This window comes from Pseudoalteromonas sp. CNC9-20 (genome assembly GCF_022347875.1).
GTDB lineage: Bacteria > Pseudomonadota > Gammaproteobacteria > Enterobacterales > Alteromonadaceae > Pseudoalteromonas > Pseudoalteromonas ruthenica.
In genome coordinates this window covers 12,694-36,000 of record NZ_JAKRFS010000005.1, presented here as the reverse complement: position 1 = coordinate 36,000, position 23,307 = coordinate 12,694, and the positions used below count along the sequence as shown (strand labels likewise).

Below are 23,307 nucleotides of genomic sequence, written 5' to 3'. Positions count from 1 at the left end.
CGTATACGCCTATCGTGGCAGTGCTGGCAGTTGCCAGTGTGTACGTTTGAGAGCATATTCCACACGCGGTAGAATCATCATCAGCGGATGTTTGCGTTGATCGAGCCAGGCTAGTAAACGGTCCATATCCGCCTCGTCCATTGCCGTGCACCCTGCTGTGGGTTTATCTGCGGCACGCCATAAATGCATAAAGATACAACTGCCGGCCCCATCTATATTGTCAGGGTTATGCGCGACGATAACGCCTTTTTTGTATAGCTCATCTTGGCTATGTATATCTCGACGCATGGCTTCAGATGAGCCTTCAACGGCCTGACTCCCCACCTCGCGCGTATTGACCATCTGGTTATAATAGGGCGAGCCTTTAACGTCTATACAGTAATCGCCGGCATCCATGGCCTGGTATTCAAGCCCGGTTTTCAGCGACGGTAAGTAACCAAAGGCCTCACCTAAAGCAAATATCCCGGCGGGTGCTTTGCCATCGCCTTCGACTTTTTGTTGACCTGGTTGTGCGGGGTGCAGACCTAGACCCCAGGCCAATCCAGTACGACCAATGACCACAGCACTGGACTCGCCCACCCTCTGCCAGCGCTTTTGTTCGCTGCGCTCAAATAAGAGCATGTCGCCTTGTATATCGGTCCATGAGTCAGTTACCACCACCACCAATTGCTGGTTGTTCAGCGTTATGGGTTGTGGCTTAGATGCGGCGCCACCGCTCATTAAGGTACTTATTAGCAGTAGCAAGCTTAGTAATGTGTTATTCATTGCCATACTCCATCAGCTAGTTCGATAAGGCCGTCTATCGCCGCTATACCAAGCCCGGCTGTTTGATTGAGGCTGATCACAGGGCCCGAAAACCTCGTCCCACCCTGGATGGGGTCATATTGCCCCAGAGCCGGACCATCTAAATCAATGAGACTAATTTGCCGTATCTTTGCTGCAGCCAGGTGAGCCGCTGCCGACACCGCAATGCTGCCCTCTAGCATGCAACCAATCATGCACGGGCAGTCATAAGTTGCCGCAACCTCACCAATGCGAATTGCACGGCTTAAACCGCCACTTTTCATCAATTTAATATTAATGATATCAACGGCGCCGCGCGCCAATAGGGTAAGCACTTGTTTAGCAGAAAAGGCGCTTTCGTCGGCCATAATCTTCGATTGCACGCGCTCACTGATGTAGCATAGGCCATCAATATCATGAGCTGGCACGGGCTGCTCGACCAATTCCAGTACAATACCTTGGCTTTCAATTGCTTGCAGTGCACGCACACTTTGCTTGGCATCCCAGCCTTGATTCACATCTAAACGTAAAGACGCTTTGCTATCGACATGAGCAGCAATGGCCTGCACCCGCTTAATGTCTTGCTCAAGCTCGTTGCCAATTTTAATTTTAAGCACATCAAAACCATTACTCATTGCCCTATCACAGTCGCTGAGCATTTTATCTATGCTATCTACACTGATGGTGACGTCGGTTTTCAGTTCACTTTGGTGCCCTCCCAGAGCCTGATAAAGCGGCACACCTAAGCTTTGGCTCCATAAATCATAGAGGGCGATTTCACACGCCGCTTTAGCGGAATAATTACCCACCACTGCCGCCGCTAGGTCATCACATAAGCGATTGATATCTTGTATGTGCTGGCCAATAAGCTGATGTTGAAGGACCTGCTCGATAACACTTAGTATCGACTGATGGGTGTCGCCGGTGATAACAGGCGTTGAGGGTGCACTACCATAACCTCGGCGGCCACATCGAGTGTCAATAATCAGCACTAGGTCATCAATATGCGTCACCGTGCGCAGCGCCGTTTTAAATGGCGTATGCAAGGGCACCGATAAGCGTGCAAAACGCACAGACTGAATGATCATTGCTCTGCTCCTTGAGCAATGCGCTTAATCGCATAGGTGCGCTCAAGGTAAGAAGTGGTGCTATTTAGGTGCAAGGGTAATAGGGGCGTTACCGACACGCCATTGAGCTCGCCATCGTAAAACTCGCCATTTTGCTTAATATAACCTAGACCTTTCACATCATGAATGACATAAGGTTGGCCTTGGTATGAACCAATATACATCATCACATGGCCAGGGATGTAAATAAGGTCGCCCACCTGCATTTGCGCGATAACCTCGCGCTTTTGTGCCTCTGTGCTGTCTTTATCAAAGCGCCAGTTGTGGCCGTAATCGGTTTTACCTTGCCACGATGAATTTCGCGGCATCCACACGCCAAAGGCCTTATAAATTTCACCGACAAAGCCGGTACAGTCACGGGCATTATAGTCATGCCCCCAGCCGTAGCGTTCACCTAAAAACTTAAACCCTTGAGCTATTAAATGGTGCGCAGTGAGCGGCAAATAACCTAAATGCACATCGGCACTGCGCGGTATCAAGCCTTGAGCAAAGCTCAAGGTGCCATCGTCATTGCGCACAGGCAACGTCACAATATAACTGGCAAAGCTATTTTGCCCATGAGTTAGGTGCTTAACCTGCTCTTTTGGGGCTAGCGGCAAGCGCACACCCATATCCAATTGTACCTCGGAAACACGCGGCTCATTAGGAACATAAGTGGTTTCTATTTTATCACCGGTCACTACGATAAAGTCATCAGCTTGAGTGAAGGTACGGATGCGGTTCTTATCACCTACCGCCACTGCGGAGCGTTTGACCCAAGCGGTATAGTTATAGGCTGCCACCAAATACCACTGACCATCAGCACTTTCATGCAATACAGCGACAGGCTCCGCCGGAAACGCCCCGGTTTCTTGAAAGCGATCTAAGTCGATATCCATTTCACTGTTTAACACCCTGTCGGCGGTTGGGAAGGTACGCAATGAGGTGCGCTCAACAATCAGTCCAAAGCGCACCGGGTTACTATCAGTCACAGAATCAATATTGGTATTGGCGTGATAACGCGCAAAATCGGCCCGCTCAAGTTGCTTGCCATCAACATAAAAGCGAGGACTTGAAGGCGTACTACTGGTGTTACGGATATAACTGCGTAACGCCTTAGCAGAGAGCGTGTCAGGCATTGCTAGGGGGTCGATAATGTAAGGATTATTATTGATGAGGCTGCGATTGAAGGCTTGGATTTGCGACTGCGACATCAGCGGCTTACTATCACTTTGGCGTTGCAACCAAAATTCAGGATTAAGCATAGGTTGCTGAACTAAAGGCACATCACTTACAAAAGGGGCGTAATTGCTTTGTTGGGCAATACTTGGTTGGGCAATACTTGGTTGGGCAACACTGTGCCCTGCACCTAAGGTACAACCTAAAACTAACGCACACACTATCGATACCGGGGTTTTTGTCATTGTTATGCTCCGCATCACCTTGATAGCACGCCGATTGGGCGCAACCGTCACAGATTAAAAAAATTGCTTAAATTCATCCTATCAAAATATTATAAAAACAAACAACAAAAAGGAATACTTTATTCCTTTTTAACAATAAATCGTCCATGGGTCATGATTTCAATTTAGCCTTAACGAGCTGTAACCTGCTCTAGGCAATAACTTTGGAGCAAAGCTGGTGTTTATTGGCATAGGTAGGAGACAAACAAGCAAGAGCACAACCCCAGCTAGTGCGCTATTTTCGCAGTGAGACAAAAGGTAGATAAAAGCAGAAACAGGTGCAGGACGACGAAGTAGTCAGACTGAAGTCTGACCTACAACATAAGATAAATCGATTGGTAAATAGCTGAGCGGTTTAACTATCAAATAGAGAGTAGAGGATTATATTTCAGGCATAAAAAAGCCAACTTGCGTTGGTTTGTTATCACTTCTCTTTAAAGGAAGTGGCGGCTGCAGGACGACGAAGTAGTCAGACTGAAGTCTGACCTACAACGTGGGATAGACCGATGGATAAATAGCTGAGCGGTTTAACTATCAAATAGAGAGTAGAGGATTATATTTCAGGCATAAAAAAACCAACTTGCGTTGGTTTGTTATCACTTCTCTTTAAAGGAAGTGGCGGCTGCAGGACGACGAAGTAGTCAGACTGAAGTCTGATCTACAACGTGAGATAAACTGATGGGTAAATAGCTGAGCGGTTTAACTATCAAATAAAGAGTCGAGGGTTATATTTCAGGCATAAAAAAACCAACTTTCGCTGGTTTATTATCACTTCTCTTTAAAGGAAGTGGCGGGCGCAGGCCAGAATTGGTAATCAACGAACCTCAGAGGTTCGCATCCGTATGCTTACATCAAATTTCAAGCACAAAAAAACCAACTTGCGTTGGTTTGTTATCACTTCTCTTTAAAGGAAGTGGCGGACGCAGGAGGATTCGAACCTCCGACCGCCTGGTTCGTAGCCAGGTACTCTATCCAGCTGAGCTATGCGTCCGTTATATGTGTGAACTTACGTTCTTAATTTTCACTTAAATGATGGCGGACGCAGGAGGATTCGAACCTCCGACCGCCTGGTTCGTAGCCAGGTACTCTATCCAGCTGAGCTATGCGTCCGGTACATAAAAGTGATTTATAGATATTAGACCATCTTGAAGGAAGATGGCGGACGCAGGAGGATTCGAACCTCCGACCGCCTGGTTCGTAGCCAGGTACTCTATCCAGCTGAGCTATGCGTCCGTATCTATAAACAAAGAAAGCCATTTAAAATAAATGGCGGAGAAGGAGGGATTCGAACCCTCGATAGGGCTACAAACCCTATACTCCCTTAGCAGGGGAGCGCCTTCAGCCACTCGGCCACCTCTCCGTCTTTGTGGGGCGTATAATAAAGGTCTGAGCAAATATGTCAAACACTTTTATAGCAAAATCAATCCATCTGCTCAGACTTTGCCCACAACCGCTAAAAAGGCATAAAAAATGACCCTTAAGGGCCATTTTTGGGGCGTTAAACATCTAAAAATAAGCACTATTGATCGCTTGTTGGCTTATCACTCTGCATTCTCTCGACGGCTTCTAAATCCTCGCTAATTTCGCGTAGAAACTGGTCGCGATATCCGAGTAATTCAAACTCGCGAATACACTCGCGGTAATAAGCTTGGCGCTTCTTATCCACTGGAATTTCTGGTAAAAAATCGTCGTTTTCCATTTGCCACACTCCCTTTTAATTTTATTTAGCGCATCGACTACGCCTAAATATTAGCCTAAGGACTTACAAATAATAGCGTGGCAAATCACAGCTTAATTAAAGCTGAAATTAAAAATCTATATATATCATTAGGTTAATAAACAACAATACAGAAAACAGGGACTCAATTGCGAGGGGACGAGGGACTTTTTGAGACATATCGCACACAAGAGGTACAAAAAACGCGGCTCTAAGGCCGCGTTTTTTAAACAATTTAAGCTGTTACTCTTGTTCAGGGCGCATATGCGGGAACAAAATAACGTCTTTAATCGTCGGCGAGTCAGTAAACAACATAACTAGACGATCAATACCAATGCCCTCACCCGCTGTCGGTGGCAAACCATATTCAAGTGCACGAATATAGTCATCATCGAAGTGCATGGCTTCATCATCACCGGCATCTTTTTCTTCAACTTGACGGGCAAAACGTGCGGCTTGGTCTTCAGCATCATTAAGCTCAGAGAAGCCGTTGGCTAACTCACGTCCACCGACGAAGAACTCAAACCGGTCGGTAACGAATGGGTTAGCATCGTTACGACGTGCCAATGGTGAAACTTCCCATGGGTATTCGGTAATGAAAGTCGGTTGAATCAACTGGTGTTCTGCTGTTTCTTCAAAGATTTCACACATGTACTTGCCCGCGCCCCATACACAGTTGTCAGGGATCTTGACATGAACTTGCTTGGCATAGGCAATCAACTGCTCTAGGTGATTTTCAGGGTCTGCAAATACCTGAGCGTCAAAATCAGGGTTGTACTTGATGATTGCATCGGCCATGCTCAAACGCGTAAATGGCTGACCAAAGTCATATTCTACACTGTCGATTACTTCACCTTCGTCATTCTTAGTGGTATTGACGATAGTGGTGGTACCCAATACGTCTTGCGCTACGGTGCGCAGCATATCTTCGGTCAAGTTCATTAGATCATTGTAATCAGCATAGGCCTGATAGAACTCGATCATGGTGAATTCAGGATTATGGCGTGTTGATAACCCTTCGTTACGGAAGTTGCGGTTAATCTCAAATACCCGGTCAAAACCACCGACGACCAAACGCTTTAAGTAAAGCTCAGGAGCGATACGCAAATACATATCGATGTCTAACGCGTTGTGATGAGTCACAAACGGACGCGCTGTTGCACCACCAGGGATGACCTGCAGCATAGGGGTTTCTACTTCCATAAAATCACGCTCAGCCAAGAAGCGACGGATCCCCTCTATGATCTTCGAGCGAACGCGGAAAGTCTCACGCGTATCCATGTTGGTGATCAAGTCAACGTAACGCTGGCGATATTTGGTTTCCTGATCAGACAAGCCATGGAATTTCTCTGGCAACGGACGTAAAGACTTAGTCAGTAACTCGTACTCATGCATATCAACATAGAGGTCACCCTTGCCTGATTTATGCAAAGGTCCAGCAACGCCAATAATATCGCCGATATCTAGTTGCCCATATTTAGCTTTAAGATCTTTTTGTACATCTTTTGAAGCGTAGGCTTGTACGCGACCTTTCATGTCTTGCAACACCATAAATGGACCACGCTTAGCAAGAATACGCCCAGCAACGGCCACCTGATGATCAAGCTCAACTAATTCTTCTTTCGACTTGTCACCAAACTCGGCTTGAAGATCAGCAGTGTAATGTTTTCGACGGAAACCATTTGGGTGGCCGTTAGCACTGCAGTTTTCGCGAATGGCGTCGAGCTTGGCACGACGCTCAGCAATTAGTTTATTTTCGTCTTGAATTTGATCTGTCATTTTCTAGCTCTATTGGTTTGGCGTTACATTACAGGCCTGATTTAAGGCTTGCTTCAATAAATTTATCAAGGTCTCCATCGAGTACCGCTTGGGTATTACGGTTCTCAACACCAGTGCGCAAATCTTTAATGCGTGAGTCATCGAGTACGTAGGAGCGAATTTGCGAGCCCCAACCTATGTCTGACTTTGCTTCTTCTTGCGCTTGCTTCTCAGCGTTTTGCTTTTTCAACTCCAGCTCAAACAGTTTTGCTTTTAACTGTTTCATCGCTTGGTCTTTGTTTTTGTGCTGCGAGCGGTCATTTTGGCACTGTACCACGGTATTGGTTGGCAAGTGGGTAATTCGCACCGCTGACTCTGTCCGGTTAACGTGCTGACCCCCAGCCCCCGAAGCCCGATATACATCAATGCGTAAATCGGCTGGATTGATATCGATTTCGATATTGTCGTCAATCTCTGGGTAAACAAACGCTGAGGCAAACGAGGTATGGCGGCGTCCGCCAGAATCGAAAGGACTTTTACGGACTAAACGGTGCACGCCTGTTTCCGTACGCAGCCAGCCATAGGCATATTCACCGCTAATTTTTACTGTAGCGCCTTTAATACCAGCCACATCGCCGTCAGTTGCTTCAACGATTTCTGCCTTAAAGCCTTTCGCCTCGGCCCAACGCAAGTACATGCGCAATAACATGTTGCACCAATCTTGTGCTTCTGTACCACCCGAACCCGCTTGCAAGTCTAAGTACGCATCGTTAGCGTCTTGATCGCCACTAAACATACGACGGAACTCGAGTTTTTCAAGGTGGGCATTGAGTTCTTCAAGTTCAGCTTGGGCTTCTTCGAAGGTCTCTTGATCTTCAGCCTCAACAGCCAACTCCACCAGCCCTTCGACATCGTCAGTACCGTCTTCAAGCTTGCCGATAGTCTCAACAATCACCTCAAGACTGGCTTTTTCTTTACCTAAAGCCTGGGCTTTTTCAGGTTCATTCCACACTGCTGGGTCTTCGAGTTCAGCATTCACTTCTTCTAACCGCTCTTTCTTAAGAGCGTAGTCAAAGATACCCCCGAAGAAGCTCTGTGCGCTCGCGAATTTCCTTGATTTGATTAATCACAGGATTCACTTCAAACATGCATGTCACTCCGCAAAATGATGGTGGCGCCAAGGTCTATCTCTTTAGCCATCTTGATGTAAGCATTTACACTTCAAGTATACTGAGAATTCGGCGCATCAATAAAAGCGCTCGATTTTAGCAAAAAACTGCTGCATTTATTAGCGCTTTCACATGATTTTATCTAATTTTATTTGCTTTAAGCCAACTTGCTGTGGCTATTGTTTTTGCAGCTCTCGAACGATCAACTGCAAAGAAAATTGGCCACGAAATTCATTAATGTCGAGCTGGTAAGCTAGGTGCACATAGCGCACTTGGGTATCAGGCCAAGCGCGTACATCGACATTAAAAGCGATAGCATCAAGCACTCGGCCGCTGCTATGGCGCAGCACTAGCTTAAGGTGTTTATCACCAACAACGCGCTGTTGCAGCAACTCAAAGGTATGCTCAAAAATGGGCTCTGGAAAATGCTGACCAAAAGGCCCACTTTGACGCAGCAACTCAGCAAACTCCATATTCAAACAATCACTGGGCAGTTCACCATCGGTAAGTAAAATACACTCCTTCGCTTCTTCGGTAAGCACTTTACCTATCTCTTGCGCAAAGGCTTGTTGAAACTCATTGAATCGCGCTTCCTCAATACTTAACCCCGCAGCCATTGCGTGGCCGCCGAATTTAGCGATCAGCCCTGGGTATTGACCATCGATATGCGCCAACACATCACGCATATGCACGCCATCAATGGAGCGACAAGACCCTTTCAGTAGGCCATTATCTCCGGCGGCAAAAATCGCCGTGGGGCGATGATAGTGCTCTTTTAAACGCCCGGCGAGAATACCAATCACACCTTGGTGCCAATCGGACTGGTACAGACATAACGCATCGGGTGTTTGCGCACTTGTTAAAGAGAGTTTAGCCAGCGCCGCTTGCGCTTCTTGTTGCATGCCCTGCTCTATTTCTTTGCGCTCGGCATTAAGCATATCCAGTTCACCGGCAATGCGCCGAGCGTGATTAATATCCGGTGATAGCAAACAAGCAATGCCTAAGCTCATATCATCTAATCGACCTGCCGCATTTAACCGTGGCGCTAGAGCAAAGCCAAAATCTGAGGCGCTTAAACGCGCTTGCGTGCGCCGTGCCACATCAACCAGCGCTTCGATACCGGGGCGAGTCTTACCACTGCGGATGCGCGCCAGCCCTTGATGCACCAAGGTGCGATTATTCGCATCCAGCGCCACCACATCGGCAACCGTGCCGAGGGCTACAAGATCGAGGAGGTTGGCTAAATTCGGCTCAGGACGCTGCTCATTAAAATAACGACGCTCACGCAGCGTATGGCGCAATGCAATAAGCACATAAAAAGCCACACCAACACCGGCTATCGATTTTGATGGGAAAGTACAATCGTGACGATTGGGGTTAACAATAGCATCAGCGTTGGGTAATTGTTCACCTTGTAAATGGTGGTCGGTGACAATGACCTTAATACCGGCAGCCTTGACGCGCTCGATACCTTTTAAGCACGAAATGCCACTATCGACGGTGATCACCAAATCAGGAGCCATGGCAACAATATGCTCTGCCAACTCCACACTTAGCCCATAGCCAAAGTTAAAACGGTCCGGCACCAGGTAATCCAATTGGCTAAACCCAAACATACCCAAGCCTTGCATTAAGGTGGCAGTACTGGTGGCACCATCAGCATCAAAGTCTCCGACAATCAGCACCTTGTCTTGGCGCTGTAGACTGTCGCTGAGTATTTCTGCTGCTAATTCAATGTCTTTAAATAGCCGGAAATCGTGCAAGGTATTGGCACGGTTATCTATTTGCTCATTACTATTGACGCCACGAGAGGCATAGATTTGACGAATAACGGGGTGAAGCTGATCGCTTAGGTGGCTGTCATCGACTCGCGGGCGAGCCATTATGGTGGTATGCGCCTGCAAGGCAAACTCCAAAAAAAGGGCCGTCGTTAGATGCGGCCCATTCTACATTAAGATTTGTTATTATTTAACTCATCAATCGCTGAGCTGATTGCAGCCGCAGGCTGATAACCTGGGATCATGCTGCCATCAGATAAAATAATGGCTGGAGTACCGCTGATACCAAAGCTTTGCCCTAATTGATAGTGCTCTGCCACCGGTGCGTTACAGTTTTCAATTTTTTCTGGTTTTTCACCTGCTTTTGCTTCCGTCAGTGCCTCTTGCTTGTTATCAGCACACCACACATTCATCAGGTCAGTGTACCCAGAGCCACGCAGTCCGCCACGCGGAAATGCCAAATATTGCACAGTAATGCCGGCATCTAGGTAGTCATCCAGCTCACGGTGTAACTTACGGCAGTAGCCACAAGTGATATCGGTAAAGACGGTGATCTTGCCTTTTTCGTTATCTGCTTTATAGGTGATCATTGAGTTCTGGTACTGTGCGACACCTTCAAGGCGCACATGACTCAGTGCACTTTCTGTTAAGTTTTCACGGTTAACAAGGTCAATCATCGTACCTTGCACAAGATAACGGCCGTCAGCACTGGCATAAAACACGCCCTTATCGGTGATCACTTCCTGTAAACCTTGCACCGGACTTGGATGCACTTGCTTTACATTCACCCCAAGCTCTGCCAGCTTGCTTTGGATCACACTCACCTGCTGCTGCATGGTATCTTGCGGCTCTACACTGACGCCTTGAGCAAACGCTCCGGCACTGGCACCAGCAAACGCCAGCGCAACAACTAATTTTTTCATAATAAAATCTCTAACTGCTTCTTGCACAATAAACTAGACCGCGCTTATACAAATAAATTCCAGCACCTGAGCAATTTAACCTGTTGCCTAGGCACGGGGGTGATGTTCAGCATGGACCGATTTTAACCTTTCATTCGCCACATGAGTATAAATTTGTGTGGTCGACAAGTCACTGTGCCCTAACATCATTTGTACAACCCGTAAGTCAGCTCCATGATTCAACAAATGTGTTGCAAATGCATGACGTAGGGTATGCGGGGACAAATCTGATTTAATGTTCGCCAACATAGCATAGTGTTTAATGCGATGCCAAAAGGTTTGCCGCGTCATGCCAATGCCCCGCTTAGAGACAAATACAAAGTCAGTAGCGAGCTTAACCAATGATGGGCGCGCGTACTTTAAATAACGCTCTAGCCACAACAGTGCCTCTTCCCCCATAGGCACTAGACGCTCTTTGTTGCCCTTACCCTTTACAAACACCACAGCCTGACGCTGATTAACATGCTCCATGCGTAAGCCTATCAGCTCGCTGACACGCAGGCCTGTAGCATAAAGAAGCTCTAACATTGCGCGGTCTCTAAGGCCCATCGCCTCATCACAATCTGGTGCTGCTAGGAGAGCTTCAACGTCTGTTTCGCTTAGCGTTTTAGGCAATGACTGGCTTGGTTTAGGCCGAGATATGGTTTCCATAGGGGAGCTGGGCAAACGCTTTTCTTGCACCTGATATTGATAAAAGCGCTTTAGTGCACTGATACTACGTGCCGTACTACGCGGACTAAGGCCTTTGTCTACACGATAGGCTAAGTAGTGTTCTACGTCGGTGCTATCAATTGCCAGCAGCGCTTGCGGCGCTATAAACTCGCTGAACTTAACAAGATCCGTGCGATAAGCAGACAGCGTATTCTCACTACTACCCTGCTCCAGATATAACGCATCTAAGAACATTTCTATATGCTCGATATTATCGCTGTGTATTGGTTGCTTGTTCACAAGTAAGGCGCTTTGTGTGTATTTACCTATTTGCCATCATATCATAAAGCACGCCATAGATAGTCGCGAGCCGATACGTTAAACTGCGACCATTACTCACTCAGTTGTACGGCGATTATGAAGATTGGTTTATTTTATGGCTCGACTACCTGCTACACCGAAATAGCAGCGGAAAAAATCCGCGACATCATTGGTGCAGAGGTGGTGGACTTATACAACATCCAAGATGAGCCTTTGAAAAAAGCTGAAGATTACGAATTTCTAATCTTCGGGATATCAACATGGGACTTTGGTGAAATCCAAGAGGATTGGGAGTCGCACTGGGATGATATCAGTGGCGTCAATTTGAGTGGCAAAGTGATCGCACTTTTCGGAATGGGCGATCAGCAAGGTTACGGCCAGTGGTTCCAAGATGCACTGGGTATGCTCCACGACGAAATTAAGCCACAAGGTGTGCACTTTATTGGCCAATGGCCCAATGGCGATGACTACGAGTTCGAAGCGTCTAAAGCATTAACAGAGGATAAATCTCACTTTGTTGGCTTAGCGCTAGATGAGGACAGTCAGTACGATAAAAGCGATGAACGCATTGCTACTTGGATAGAGCAAATCATGAATGAGTACAGCGCGTTATAACCTTAATTGCTTTCTCAACCAGCCGCTAAGATTCACTCAGATAGGCAGCAATTTGTTGCGCTAGCCACTGGCTTAGCCGACCAAGCTGGCTATAGCGGGTTTGAATCATGCCATAGGCCTGCGATGTCATCGCTTGATCGTACTTCAAAACTTTAACACTGCCGTCGCGTAAATAGGGATTAATTAAAACCGAGGGCACACTGGCAAAGCCGGTGCCATCAAGCACGGCATTGCGCAGGTGCTCATAAAAAGGCAACGCGATGTAATTTCCTGAGACTGGGGTAACCGCATGCAGACCCGTTTCATCAATAGTTGCTAACGCAAATTCGGTATATCTGGACAGGTCGGCTTTAACTACTTGGCTGAGTGTCGTGAGCGGATGGCCTTTGCTGGCCACGGTCATCATACGAATTTCACCTAGCTTGACTTGATGGCTACTTGTTAGTTGCTGGCTTTGGGGTAACAGACAATAAGCAATATCGACGACCCCTTGCTCCACCATATCGTTGAGCTCCGGCGGCGGCGCCATATACACAGAAACGCTAATACTAGGAAATTGTCTGCTCATTTCATGAATCAGTTGTCGCCAATAAGCCTCAGGGAGAGCATCGTCACGGGCAATGCGCAGCGAGGCTTCAACGCCTTGCAAGTGCTGATGACAGCGACCGGTGATGTCGTTGGCGATCATCGCCAAGCGTTCACAGTCATTTTTAATCACTTCACCAATATTCGTTAACGAGACTTGATTACCGGTGCGGGTGAGCAGCTCAACGCCAAGTTCATCCTCAAGGGCGGTGAGTGCCGAGCTTAACGTCGTGCGGCTTTTGCCAATTCGTCGCGCCGCCTCTGCAATAGAGCCCGATTCGCTAATAGCGAGAAATATTTCAATTTGACTGACTTTCATACCGTGCCGCAGATATCTTGCTGGTTTTATTTACCATAGCAAGTTTATGCCTTCTCAGCGACGTAAATATCGTCGCTCAGCGGCTTTGGAAGTGACCTCTATGACATTACACTAGCAGCACGTTGTTAATTGCTATTGAACACATCCCCATTGTGAGGTGGTTTATGATGTCTGCTTTAAATACTCAGAAGCTATTGCTGTTTTCTTGCATAAGCGCGCTTTTACTAGCCTTATTAGGCCTCATTTTGGGTCTATGGTTAGACTCCTTGGTGATTTTATTTGACGGTGCTTACTCCCTTGTCAGTGTGTTATTAACGGCTATCTCCCTGCTTACCGCCGCATATATAAATTCGCCAAGCTCTCGGCGACGTGCCTTACTAAGTCAGCGCTTACCCTCCATTGTTATTGCTTTTAAGGGGTTTGTTATCGCACTGATGTGCAGTGTGTCTTTTATCTCAGCCCTGCTGGCTATGATGGATGGTGGTCGCACTATCAATACTGCGGCCGCACTGTTATTTGGTGTCATCAACCTGCTTGCTTGTATAGGTGCTTACACAGTGATTAAAGCCCAAGCTAGTGCATCTGCTTTGGTAATAGCTGAAACCAAGCAATGGTTTATGGATGCGGTGATCAGCGCTGCGGTTATCGCCGGATTTTTCATCGCAGCCCTGCTCACTTATTTCGATTTAAGTGTGTATGCGGCCTACGCCGACCCCATTATGGTGATTGTTGCCTCCGTCTACTTTATTGTTGTGCCTGTAAAAATGATGCTTGCAGCGCTTAAGCAATTACAAACCTGCCCAGTGCAGCATAGTTACTGTAGCTGTGAGTTGGATTAAGTGGACAATTAACTAGGCAAGAAATTGCGGTAATAAAAGTCTTACGAAGCCTTTGCTATCTAGATTCATCTTTAGGAGTGTGGTGTTATCATGGAGGAATGGGCCATAAACCCGTAGACAAGGTTTTAAAATTGAGAAGGATGCTCTAAATGTCGATAACATGCCTAAACTGTGGACACAAAATATCTCTCGCATGGTTTGAGCTATCTTCTCATTCCACCAAGTACAGGTGCGTGAAGTGCAAGTCGCTTCATGAGTTTACTCAAAGAAGAAAATACACATCGGCTATTTCAGTCCTCTTGATGCTCGCTTTAGAAAGAGCGCTGACTGATTTCATTACCTTGGATGTGTTAAGAGTGGCGTTAGTATTGCTACTCTCGCTAGGCGTTTCATTATTGATCCCTGGCTTATATAAGTTATCGAAAGAGTAACTTTTGTACATGCCGATTGAACCCAAAACCTTAGGGCTACAATTTTACCTTAGTACATAAGGTCAACAATGGGCTTTAACCTATCGGCTAACCCAAGTCAGGGTGATTTAGCAGCTCCTGACTTGGGTAATAAAGGCTAAAAACTTTGTATGAGTGCGGTATCGCTATTGAATTCAAAGGTGTTTATTTTGCCACATTGTGCAAAATGATTTGCGCTCGCATAAGGGCTATTCGGCTGGTTAATATCTCCCTCCCAGCCTTGGCCATTGCGCACAAAGGCTTTAATTTCAAACCAGCCATTTACCGCGCGGCTGCAATCCATCTCAACATCCAGCATCCAATAATGCGGCCCCCACGTATTAAGCGCTGTCACTCCATAACCATCAACACTCACGGTGCGCTCAGTGCCCCAGTCGCTGGGCCAAAGGTCGGTGGTCCAGTCGGTCGCACTGCCGGGAGCATCACTGCTTTGCCCCGCCTCAGTACCATACCAATCAAGGTAGTTATCATTGATTTTCCACGGCGCTGTGGTGGTGTTCCGTAGGTTGTTGTGACGAATAGGCATGGCACATTGGTAGTTACTGGTTTGGCAATCGCGCCCTTGTGTGGTGTTGGCATAGTGGTGGTCAATGCCGCCGCGTAGAAATAGATCCTCGCCGCTTGCAGTGGGTGCGTTGATAAAGATTACCGTACGCTGCCAGTCACCGTCATCGACGGCAGGTAATTTGGCTTGATGATGAATAGCCATCGCATCCCAAGGGGCCACATCAAGGTTAATAGTGCCATCGGGTTGTACGGTAATCACCTCAGAACTACAGCGACTGCCATCTTCACTCAGCGCACCTTTAAGTACATTGCAATAGCGTCCTGGAGCCATGTCAGTGGCGATCGTCGCCTGCAACGCGAACTCTTCCTTATTAATGGCCACATGCCCGGCATCCGCCCGACCAAAGGCTATTTGGTTATTGCCATTGTCCCACCACTGCGTCACTTGCCAGTGCTCGGTGGTGTTATTGCGAAAATCCACGCCACCGGCGATATAAGACCACCGGTGTTCGCACTGCCAATTGCTGCCAAAGCACGCTAACTCGCCGTTATTATGCACCGGCACACTGGGCCCACCGGCATCGGTATCCCCGTGATAGTCATAACTCGACATCACCTTGGGGTAACCATAGGGATAGGCAAGCATAAACACGTTCGCTAAATCATATAAACGGCCATCGGCATAGGTGATCACATTACCGCCCCCGCCGTGACCACGTTGGTTGTCGTGATTATCGACGAACACCACCGCTGAGGAGCTCGGCATAAACCCCCATCCTTCACCAAAATTGCTCAGCCAGGCGAGTTTGCCATTGCGAAAGGTGTTGCCAAGCTCGGTGCTGTATTTAAATTCGGTGACCAAGCCTGTAGCCAGATATTCCGAAGCGCTGACAGCCTCACCGCCTTGATCAATCACCTCTTGGAATACCACTGGGTTACCCACCACCTTGCTCATTAAGCTGGCAATATCATCTGCTGCAACATGTTTCGCGGCATCAAAACGAAACCCTTTCACCCCTAGGCTTTGCAGTGAGTTAATGTAATTGGCTAAGGTGTTTTGCACATACTCGGCATCGGTGTCTAGATCCGCGAGGCCCACCAATTCACAATGCTGCACCCGCCAACGGTCATTACCATAATCTTCAGGGTTGATAGCGCAGCTAGTATGGAAGTCTTGTGGGCTGTAACCTGGGAAATATTTATCTCCATAGATGTGTCCTGCCGTGCCAACACCACTGCCCGCCGCCATGTGATTAATTAGGGTATCAACATAGATATCCACGCCGGCCTCGCCACAACGCTGGACCATATCAATGAACTCGCTGCGATTGCCACCGCGACTGGTGAGCTCATAACTGACCGGTTGGTAGCGAGTCCACCATTGGCTGCCTTGGATATGCTCATTGGGCGGTGACACCTGCACAGCAGCATAACCTTTGGGGCCTAAGAACTGCTCACATTCTTGAGCGATGTCCGACCAACTCCATTCAAACAAGTGAACAAAGGTGGTCGGGCCGGCATAACTTGTCGCCGGGATTGCAAGACCTAACGAGAGGCTTGCAGCAAAGAGGGTTTTAGTTGTCATAGTGTGTCTCATTTTCGTTATTAGTCTGAAGCTTAATTTACAAAAATTTAACACTAGACTGAGCGCATCACTGTGGCAATTGAATACGTATTCATTACCGAGACAAAGGCGCTGAAAAATCAAAAACGCAGGTAAAAATCCTTGCACAATGCGCGATATTCGGCGCTGTAATCATCACCTTGATGGATCACCAGCTCGCTATAGTGACAATCACTTGGCTGCCAGCTCCACTGCATTAAACAGCGCGTTACGGCTTTAGTGGCGGTGGTTTTCACTCGACAACAACGGCGTAAATACCCCCCTTGTTGCAGCACCAATTGGTGCAATTGCTCGGCGCCGGATAGTGGCAAAATCACCGCCAATTCAGTCTGGCTGTGGCTGGCTCGCTGCCACACACCCAGTAGTTCACTAAAAGGTAAACTATCGGTATGGCGCGCCAACGTGCGTTTGTCGCTACCGGCTTTAAGGGCATTATCGAAATACGGTGGATTACTGATCACTAAATCAACCGCTTGCTCGGGCGTGAAGGTATTAGCATCACAGCGGCTTATAGCCACCTCAGGCCAAGGGCTCGCAGCAACATTAAGCTGCGCTTGAGTGCAAGCATCCGGTTCAATATCGATGCCGTGCACACACGCGTCGGGCGTCCGCTGCTTAGCCATTAACGCCAGTAGCCCTGTGCCCGTGCCCACATCCAATATACGCCGCGCCTGGCTGACATCGGCCCACGCACCGAGCAAGATGCCATCGGTTGAGACCTTCATGGCGACGTTGTCTTGTGCGATGGAGAAGCGTTTAAAGTTAAATCCTGCCACTTTTGCCCTTTGTGTTTGTGTATGTGCCACGTATAATTAACGCAATTGTCCTTCATTTTGACTCCTTTATGCAATTTGCCGATTTTGATCTTGATGCCGCGCTTTTAAAAGCCATTGATGCCATGGGCTTTAGCAAAGCCACCAGCATCCAACAGCTCGCCATCCCAGAGGCCCTTGATGGTCGCGACGTACTTGCGGGTGCACCAACGGGCACAGGGAAAACGGCAGCGTTCTTGATCCCTGCAATTCAATACTTACTCGACCACCCGCGTCGTAACCCAGGTTTCGCTCGCGTGCTGATCATGGCACCAACGCGCGAACTTGCTTACCAAGTCCATGAGCAGTGTGAAAAGCTCGCAGCCCACACGCACTTAAAAATTGGCGTGGTGACCGGCGGCATCAACTACGGCAGTCATAAAGAAATCTTTGAAAAGAACAATGATGTGCTGATTGCCACTCCTGGACGGTTAATGGAGTATTTGGATACCGAAAACTTCCACGCCGAGGATGTGGAAATGTTGATCCTCGATGAAGCAGATCGCATGCTAGATATGGGCTTTCGCAAAGAAATGCTGCGTATCTGTGAGGAAGCCAAAAACCGACGCCAATGTCTGCTATTTTCGGCCACTTTGGAAGGCGAAGCAGTAGAAAAGTTCTCCGAGCGAATCCTTAATGAGCCCGCTAAACTTGAAGCTTCGCCCTCGCGTCGCGAGCGCGGCAAGATCTTACAATGGGTTCACTTGGCCGATGATTACGAGCACAAGTTGGCACTACTGACCCATCTATTGAAACAAAGTGATGTGGAAAAGGCCGTGGTGTTTGTGAAAACCCGCGAGCGTTTAGAAAAGTTAGTGGGCGAGCTTTATACTAATGATATAAAAACCACATGGCTACGAGGCGAGATGCCACAGGATAAACGCATGGCAGCCATGGCTAGCTTTCACAGTGGTCGCACTAATATTTTAGTGGCCACAGATGTCGCTGCGCGCGGCATTGATGTCAGCGATATCAGCCATGTTATCAACTTTGATATGCCACGCACGGCCGATGTATACGTGCACCGCATTGGCCGCACGGCCCGTGCAGGTAAAAAAGGCACCGCTATTTCCTTGGTTGAGGCCCATGATGTGGCCATGGTTGGCAAAATAGAGCGTTATACCGATCAAGTACTGAAACGGCGCAAAATAAAGGGCTTAGAGCCACAACATAAAGAGCCTAAGTTGCCACCGAAAAAGAAAAAAGATCCGGCCAAGATCAAAGCCAAGCGCAAAAAAGCCAAGGCTAAAATCAAAGCCAAAAAGTAGTTAAAAAAGGCCTCCCTAAAGAGGCCTTTTTACTCTCTAGTTAATGGGATAACTCGGCTTATCTTTGCCTTCAATGAGCCAGTTGACCCATAGTTTGCCGTCATCACCTTGGCACATGGACACAAAATTACGAGCGCGAATGTACTTTGCTGAGCCAAATGGGCGCAGCATGGAAGCCGTAATTTGCTCCCCTTCATCAATGTATTCCAAATCGTCATTGGTGATCGCACAAATCCCGAGCCACTGCATAAAGGTCGGCGCCGGGTGCACAATCCCCGAGGACACCACTTGGTGAATTTTCACCACGCCTTGAGATTGTGGCGCCCTAATCACTCCTAGAGCCCCCACATGCACATCCCCCGACAGCAACACGGTTTTGCCTTGACGTTGCTTGGCATTATCAATGAGTCGCATAATTAAACGAGCGCGCTCCCCTTCATGCTCTTTTGCCCGCCAATGATCTTTTAAATCATCAGTCAGCTCTTCTTGCCAAGGGGTGGCATCAACCGCACGCTCAGCGAAAGAGAAATCACGATAGACTACAGGCACCGCAGTCATCACCAACAAATCTCCTTTTTGGCATTGGCTATCGAGGTAATCGGTCACATGGGCCCAACAAGTATCCGACATCACTTGGCTCAAACTGCGCTCCGAGCGGTTATCTAGGGCCAAAATATGGTAATCGCGAAATCTCAGCGCAAATGAAAAGTCACAACCTTGTTCACCGGCAAGTAAACCGTGGTTATCGCTGCCGCGTAATTGCAACAAAGTGAACACCTCACGCGCCGCCTCATAGATACACTGATACACGGGGCAACTCTGCAAATCATCAGGGTAACTCCCCCAGCCATCGAAAATATCGTGATCATCCCACATCATTAACGATGGCACTGAAGCCAGCATCGCCGCCATTGGCGCTTTATTCCAGCGAGCTAAATACAGTTGGCTATAAAATCGCGTCACTTGGTTGCGCATCTCTTTGCTAACTTGGCGCGTTATTTTCTGCTCTTTATCAAGTTCATTCCAACGCTGTAATGTGGGGACTTGAGACCATATGGAGTCGGCGTAAACCTGATCGCCTCCCATTAACAGCAGCGAAAATGGTGCCTGCTGGTGTTGTGCGTGCATTTCACGCCATAAGTAGTAAGGCTTTTCTGTGGCATTCATCATCTTATAATCGGAAAAGCCATTACATGAGGCATAGGCTAAGCGCGGTTTTTCTCCCTGCTCAGGCACGTAAAATGTCCAAAGGTGTTGGCCTTGTTGGTCTGCGGCGTCCTCGCCGTTGATAGTAATGTGGTAATCAAGGTAACCTGAGGTGTCCAGTTCGATACGAGCTTTCCATACCTTCCCCGCACTTAGAGAACCGATTTCAACCGCCTCTAGGTTCTGCCCTTCCACCGCAACATGACATTGCTGCACATTGTTATCGGTCACAAAGACAAAGGTATATAGGGTATCTGATTCAAGGCCAAGAATAGGCCCCAATAATAGCTTGGCTGACATTATCTCCCTCCATGGCATACAAATGAGTTATCGCTCATAACCATAGCAGAAACACAGCAATAAAAAAGCCGCTCATCAACAGCGGCTTTTCGTGCAGATTAATGCTTATTCAAAGACGCTATCGACCGCCAACACCTCTATATTCTCAGCGGGAATACGCAAAGGGTAGCTTTGAATTTGCTTGTCTTCGTCAAGCAGCGATTGCGGTTTCTCAGTGTTGTACTGCAGCGGTGATTCCTGCTCCGAGGCTAGTCGTTGCTGCATATCGGCGCCATCTCCAGTAACAAACACATAGTGCATATTGTCGCTTTGTAGATTCTCACTGATCACCCGATTTACATCTTCGACGCTTAGGCTACTGAGCTGCTCACGTACATAGTCGACAAAGTTATCGGTGTCGTAAAAGCGACTATCTAGGGCATAACCTAGCTGTCGGTCTTGGCTGGCTACCAGTTGCGGCACATAGTTACTTAAGAAGTTTCGCGTTGCTTCAAAGTCCGCTTCACTCATGCCATTGGCAATGAGTTTATCGAGCTCGAATAAAGCGGTGCGAGTAGCAAAGTGAGCATCGTTATTTGAGCGCAGCGGCCTTAACCATACCTGGAAGATTTGCTCAGAACGCCCTAGGTTGGCATCTGGTTTAGTTTGGAACATACCACGAGGGAAGTACTCGATGTAGGCATAGTCGCCATAGTTCATCCCCCGAACCTGACGAATACGCTGGAATAACTGGGCGTTCGAGTTACGGTGCTCACCTAAGTATGAACGCACTAACCATAATGCTGTCCAGTCTTTATGCGATCGCGTGGTATCAATAGGGAAGCCAAACGACACTGCCGTTGATTTTGCCGACTTTTCGACAATAGTCGCGTAACGCCCATCAAGCGCTGGAGCATCAGGCACATTAAGGCGGCGTTGTTCACCTTTTGGTAAGCCCTGTAGGTCCGTTAACAGCTGCATTTTCAGCTCTTCTGGCATGGCTCCAGTAATACCCAAGTGCAGTTTACTTTGGGTCAGCTGTTGCTGATAAAAGGCCCGCACATCCGCTAAGGTAATATTCTCCAGATCAGATAAGTCGCCGTAATTATAACTTTCATAGGGGTGGCCTTGATACAGCTTGCTATACAGTACCTCCTTGCCCAGCTCCTCATCATTAGACGCTTTTAAGCCTGATTTAATGCTATCGACAAGCTCCTTTTGCAGCCGCTGGAAATCGTCTTCGCGAAACCCTGGGTTTAGCAATTGCTCGCTCACCAAGGCATACCATTTGTCAGCATTGTCTTTGTGAATACGGCCACGAAACGACATCATTTCCTTATCAATTTGATAGCTGAAGCTCCCTGCCATGGGATATAAAGCCTTTTGAATATCTTTATAGCTTTGTGACTCACTGCCGCCTTTGGCAATCATTGCCGCAGTCAGTGCCGCCAGACCTTTTTTGCCCTCTGGGTCGGCAGCCGCGCCGGTGTAGAATAACCAGTTAACATCCACCAGCGGTGAACTATTCGTGTTATCGAGCACGGTGAAATGGCGCTCGGTGGGCTTATTTTGATGCTCAGCGACTAAAGCATCAAGGCGCACCTCGTTGGCAAAGCCTGCAACCGACTCACTAGCCGACATCGTCACCGTGGTACGATTACTATCGACAAAGTACTTATTCGCCATGGCGCGAATATCTTCGGCACTAATGTTATCGGCAGTGGCATACAAGCTGTTGATCACCTCAGGGTCACGCTCGAAATGCATGTACCGCGCAAGGGTTGAGGCGATGCTTTGTGATGAATCTAAGCTATTAATAAAGCTATACTTTTGGTGCGATTTCAAGGCTTGTAGTCGGCTTTCATCGACCAACTCTGTACGTGCCTTGGCATAAGTGCGGTTGATAGCATCGCGCACGGTAGTGAGATGCTGCTCATCATCTACCTTCACAAACACATGCATCAAGCCTGGATCTTTGGTTTCCGGGTTGTAGGTGAACATTTGGCTGGCAATTTGTTTATCAACAACCAGCTCTTGATACAAATCTGAGTTCTCAGAAAAGTATAATTGTGAGAGCAAATCAAGCGCCGCGCGGTCTTTTTTCTGCGGCAGCCATGCTGCACCTTTGTATGACACTAATAACCAGTGTCCGGGTAGCCCTTCGTATTGCTCATGCACATAACGAGGCGCCTGTTGTTGCGGTTCAACAGGAATATCGGCTTGATAATCCCCTTGCTGCCAATTGCCCCAGTGCTTTTTCACCATCGCGATGGTCGCTTGCGGGTCAACATCACCGACAATTACCAAAGAGACATATTCCGGCTTATAAAAGCGCTCGAAAAAGGTTTGCCCATATTCACTTTGGTCCGGCATGGCTTCAATGTCGGCAAAAAAGCCCATGGTGGTGTGTTTATAGGTATGCTTATCAAAGGCCTCATTACGCACCGCCGCTAGTAACTTACGGATAGGACTGGCGTTGTTCTTTAAGTATTCACCTTTGACGGTCAGCGCTTCGGTGCGGAATTGCTCTTCATTGTAACTTAAGTTTTGGAAGATATCCGCTTCAATTTCTAGCACCTTATCGAGGTGCTCTTTGGAGAAGTTAAGGTGATAATTGGTGTAATCATTCGTGGTGTAGGCGCGATTATCGACCCCGGAGTTTTTCAAGATATCTGCATATACGTGTGCAGGAAATTTCTCAGAGCCTTTGAACATCATGTGTTCAAAGAAGTGTGCAAAGCCGGTTTTTCCTGGTTCCACCTCATTACGTGAGCCTACGGACACCGGGATTTGTAATGACACGACATCGGGGTAGTCTGTTTTCACCACCATGACTCGCAGGCCGTTATCAAGCTCTTCAAGTACATAGTCTTGGGAGAACACCGCTTGTGACTGTGGCGCGACCTCAGCAGCCGTTGGGGTGCTGGTCGTCGTTTGCGTGCTTTGGCAACCGCCAAGAGTGAGCGCGAAGGCGACACCTGTCGCTAATAGAGAAAGTTTCATCTTCAACCTTGATGTTTTGTTGTTTTTTATCTTCCTCATTATGCAATAAATCACATCGCAAACGCACCTTAG

Annotated in this window: 17 protein-coding genes and 4 tRNA genes; 3 read left to right on the top strand and 18 right to left on the bottom strand. The window is 47.8% G+C overall.

Going from position 1 to position 23,307, the window contains the following annotated elements:
- Positions 1-9 precede the first annotated feature (9 nt).
- The 13 genes from MHM89_RS12770 to xerD form a co-directional block, all read right to left on the bottom strand.
- A complete protein-coding gene (locus MHM89_RS12770) occupies positions 10-765 on the bottom strand; it encodes a L,D-transpeptidase family protein (protein WP_239408974.1) in 756 nt (251 codons plus the stop codon).
- A complete protein-coding gene (locus tag MHM89_RS12765) occupies positions 762-1,871 on the bottom strand; it encodes a dipeptide epimerase (RefSeq protein WP_239408973.1) in 1,110 nt (369 codons plus the stop codon). Before MHM89_RS12765 ends, MHM89_RS12770 begins: the two co-directional genes overlap by 4 nt.
- Positions 1,868-3,313: an SH3 domain-containing protein gene (locus MHM89_RS12760; protein WP_239408972.1), complete on the bottom strand. Its 1,446-nt coding sequence runs from the start codon at positions 3,311-3,313 to the stop codon at positions 1,868-1,870. The genes MHM89_RS12765 and MHM89_RS12760 overlap by 4 nt, the downstream gene beginning before the upstream one ends.
- A gap of 953 nt (positions 3,314-4,266) precedes the next feature.
- Positions 4,267-4,343: transfer RNA gene (locus tag MHM89_RS12755), tRNA-Arg, on the bottom strand.
- A 42-nt stretch (positions 4,344-4,385) separates the two neighbouring features.
- Positions 4,386-4,462: transfer RNA gene (locus MHM89_RS12750), tRNA-Arg, on the bottom strand.
- Between the two features lie 46 nt (positions 4,463-4,508).
- A tRNA-Arg gene (locus MHM89_RS12745) sits at positions 4,509-4,585 on the bottom strand.
- 34 nt (positions 4,586-4,619) lie between these two features.
- Positions 4,620-4,712, bottom strand: a tRNA-Ser gene (locus tag MHM89_RS12740).
- Between the two features lie 159 nt (positions 4,713-4,871).
- Complete coding sequence (locus MHM89_RS12735; RefSeq protein WP_022943327.1) at positions 4,872-5,051, bottom strand: hypothetical protein; 180 nt, start codon at positions 5,049-5,051, stop codon at positions 4,872-4,874.
- Positions 5,052-5,312: 261 nt separating this feature from the next.
- The gene (gene lysS, locus MHM89_RS12730; RefSeq protein WP_053910653.1) at positions 5,313-6,848 is read right to left on the bottom strand and encodes a lysine--tRNA ligase; all 1,536 of its coding nucleotides are present in this window, start codon (positions 6,846-6,848) and stop codon (positions 5,313-5,315) included.
- Positions 6,849-6,876: 28 nt separating this feature from the next.
- Positions 6,877-7,975, bottom strand: a protein-coding gene (gene prfB, locus MHM89_RS12725) for a peptide chain release factor 2 (RefSeq protein WP_100229275.1) whose coding sequence is annotated in 2 segments (ribosomal slippage) — positions 6,877-7,899 and positions 7,901-7,975 — 1,098 coding nt in all. Because the reading frame shifts where the segments join, the coding sequence is not laid out codon by codon here.
- A 197-nt stretch (positions 7,976-8,172) separates the two neighbouring features.
- Positions 8,173-9,879: a single-stranded-DNA-specific exonuclease RecJ gene (gene recJ, locus MHM89_RS12720; RefSeq protein ID WP_239409091.1), complete on the bottom strand. Its 1,707-nt coding sequence runs from the start codon at positions 9,877-9,879 to the stop codon at positions 8,173-8,175.
- A 68-nt stretch (positions 9,880-9,947) separates the two neighbouring features.
- Complete coding sequence (gene dsbC, locus MHM89_RS12715; protein WP_022943331.1) at positions 9,948-10,697, bottom strand: bifunctional protein-disulfide isomerase/oxidoreductase DsbC; 750 nt, start codon at positions 10,695-10,697, stop codon at positions 9,948-9,950.
- A gap of 87 nt (positions 10,698-10,784) precedes the next feature.
- Positions 10,785-11,687, bottom strand: coding sequence for a site-specific tyrosine recombinase XerD (gene xerD, locus MHM89_RS12710; RefSeq protein WP_022943332.1), 903 nt, complete (start codon positions 11,685-11,687; stop codon positions 10,785-10,787).
- 117 nt (positions 11,688-11,804) lie between these two features.
- Here xerD and fldB point away from each other — a divergent pair, with 117 nt between their 5' ends.
- A complete protein-coding gene (gene fldB, locus MHM89_RS12705) occupies positions 11,805-12,323 on the top strand; it encodes a flavodoxin FldB (protein WP_151172310.1) in 519 nt (172 codons plus the stop codon).
- A 25-nt stretch (positions 12,324-12,348) separates the two neighbouring features.
- Here the strand turns inward: fldB and MHM89_RS12700 are convergent, their stop codons facing one another.
- On the bottom strand, positions 12,349-13,227 hold the full coding sequence (locus MHM89_RS12700; protein ID WP_022943334.1) for a LysR family transcriptional regulator: 879 nt from the start codon (positions 13,225-13,227) through the stop codon (positions 12,349-12,351).
- A 164-nt stretch (positions 13,228-13,391) separates the two neighbouring features.
- On the opposite strand from MHM89_RS12700, the gene MHM89_RS12695 reads away from it, so the two are divergent.
- On the top strand, positions 13,392-14,066 hold the full coding sequence (locus MHM89_RS12695; RefSeq protein ID WP_343224229.1) for a cation transporter: 675 nt from the start codon (positions 13,392-13,394) through the stop codon (positions 14,064-14,066).
- 567 nt (positions 14,067-14,633) lie between these two features.
- Here MHM89_RS12695 and MHM89_RS12690 read toward each other — a convergent pair.
- The gene (locus MHM89_RS12690) at positions 14,634-16,628 is read right to left on the bottom strand and encodes an alpha-amylase family protein (protein WP_239408970.1); all 1,995 of its coding nucleotides are present in this window, start codon (positions 16,626-16,628) and stop codon (positions 14,634-14,636) included.
- Between the two features lie 119 nt (positions 16,629-16,747).
- The gene (locus MHM89_RS12685; protein WP_239408969.1) at positions 16,748-17,443 is read right to left on the bottom strand and encodes a methyltransferase; all 696 of its coding nucleotides are present in this window, start codon (positions 17,441-17,443) and stop codon (positions 16,748-16,750) included.
- Between the two features lie 68 nt (positions 17,444-17,511).
- On the opposite strand from MHM89_RS12685, the gene srmB reads away from it, so the two are divergent.
- A complete protein-coding gene (gene srmB / locus MHM89_RS12680; RefSeq protein ID WP_045980670.1) occupies positions 17,512-18,747 on the top strand; it encodes an ATP-dependent RNA helicase SrmB in 1,236 nt (411 codons plus the stop codon).
- Positions 18,748-18,783: 36 nt separating this feature from the next.
- Here the strand turns inward: srmB and MHM89_RS12675 are convergent, their stop codons facing one another.
- Both MHM89_RS12675 and MHM89_RS12670 read right to left on the bottom strand, forming a co-directional pair.
- Positions 18,784-20,253, bottom strand: coding sequence for an alkaline phosphatase D family protein (locus MHM89_RS12675; RefSeq protein WP_239408968.1), 1,470 nt, complete (start codon positions 20,251-20,253; stop codon positions 18,784-18,786).
- Positions 20,254-20,358: 105 nt separating this feature from the next.
- On the bottom strand, positions 20,359-23,235 hold the full coding sequence (locus MHM89_RS12670; protein ID WP_239408967.1) for a M16 family metallopeptidase: 2,877 nt from the start codon (positions 23,233-23,235) through the stop codon (positions 20,359-20,361).
- Positions 23,236-23,307: the final 72 nt, after the last annotated feature.

Coding starts and splice junctions, on each gene's coding strand:
- MHM89_RS12670 (WP_239408967.1), bottom strand. CDS start 23,235: ATGAAACTTTCTCTATTAGCGACAGGTGTCGCCTTCGCGCTCACTCTT.
- srmB (WP_045980670.1), top strand. CDS start 17,512: ATGCAATTTGCCGATTTTGATCTTGATGCCGCGCTTTTAAAAGCCATT.
- MHM89_RS12675 (WP_239408968.1), bottom strand. CDS start 20,253: ATGTCAGCCAAGCTATTATTGGGGCCTATTCTTGGCCTTGAATCAGAT.
- lysS (WP_053910653.1), bottom strand. CDS start 6,848: ATGACAGATCAAATTCAAGACGAAAATAAACTAATTGCTGAGCGTCGT.
- MHM89_RS12700 (WP_022943334.1), bottom strand. CDS start 13,227: ATGAAAGTCAGTCAAATTGAAATATTTCTCGCTATTAGCGAATCGGGC.
- recJ (WP_239409091.1), bottom strand. CDS start 9,879: ATGGCTCGCCCGCGAGTCGATGACAGCCACCTAAGCGATCAGCTTCAC.
- dsbC (WP_022943331.1), bottom strand. CDS start 10,697: ATGAAAAAATTAGTTGTTGCGCTGGCGTTTGCTGGTGCCAGTGCCGGA.
- MHM89_RS12735 (WP_022943327.1), bottom strand. CDS start 5,051: ATGGAAAACGACGATTTTTTACCAGAAATTCCAGTGGATAAGAAGCGC.
- MHM89_RS12695 (WP_343224229.1), top strand. CDS start 13,392: ATGATGTCTGCTTTAAATACTCAGAAGCTATTGCTGTTTTCTTGCATA.
- fldB (WP_151172310.1), top strand. CDS start 11,805: ATGAAGATTGGTTTATTTTATGGCTCGACTACCTGCTACACCGAAATA.
- MHM89_RS12765 (WP_239408973.1), bottom strand. CDS start 1,871: ATGATCATTCAGTCTGTGCGTTTTGCACGCTTATCGGTGCCCTTGCAT.
- MHM89_RS12690 (WP_239408970.1), bottom strand. CDS start 16,628: ATGACAACTAAAACCCTCTTTGCTGCAAGCCTCTCGTTAGGTCTTGCA.
- MHM89_RS12770 (WP_239408974.1), bottom strand. CDS start 765: ATGAATAACACATTACTAAGCTTGCTACTGCTAATAAGTACCTTAATG.
- MHM89_RS12760 (WP_239408972.1), bottom strand. CDS start 3,313: ATGACAAAAACCCCGGTATCGATAGTGTGTGCGTTAGTTTTAGGTTGT.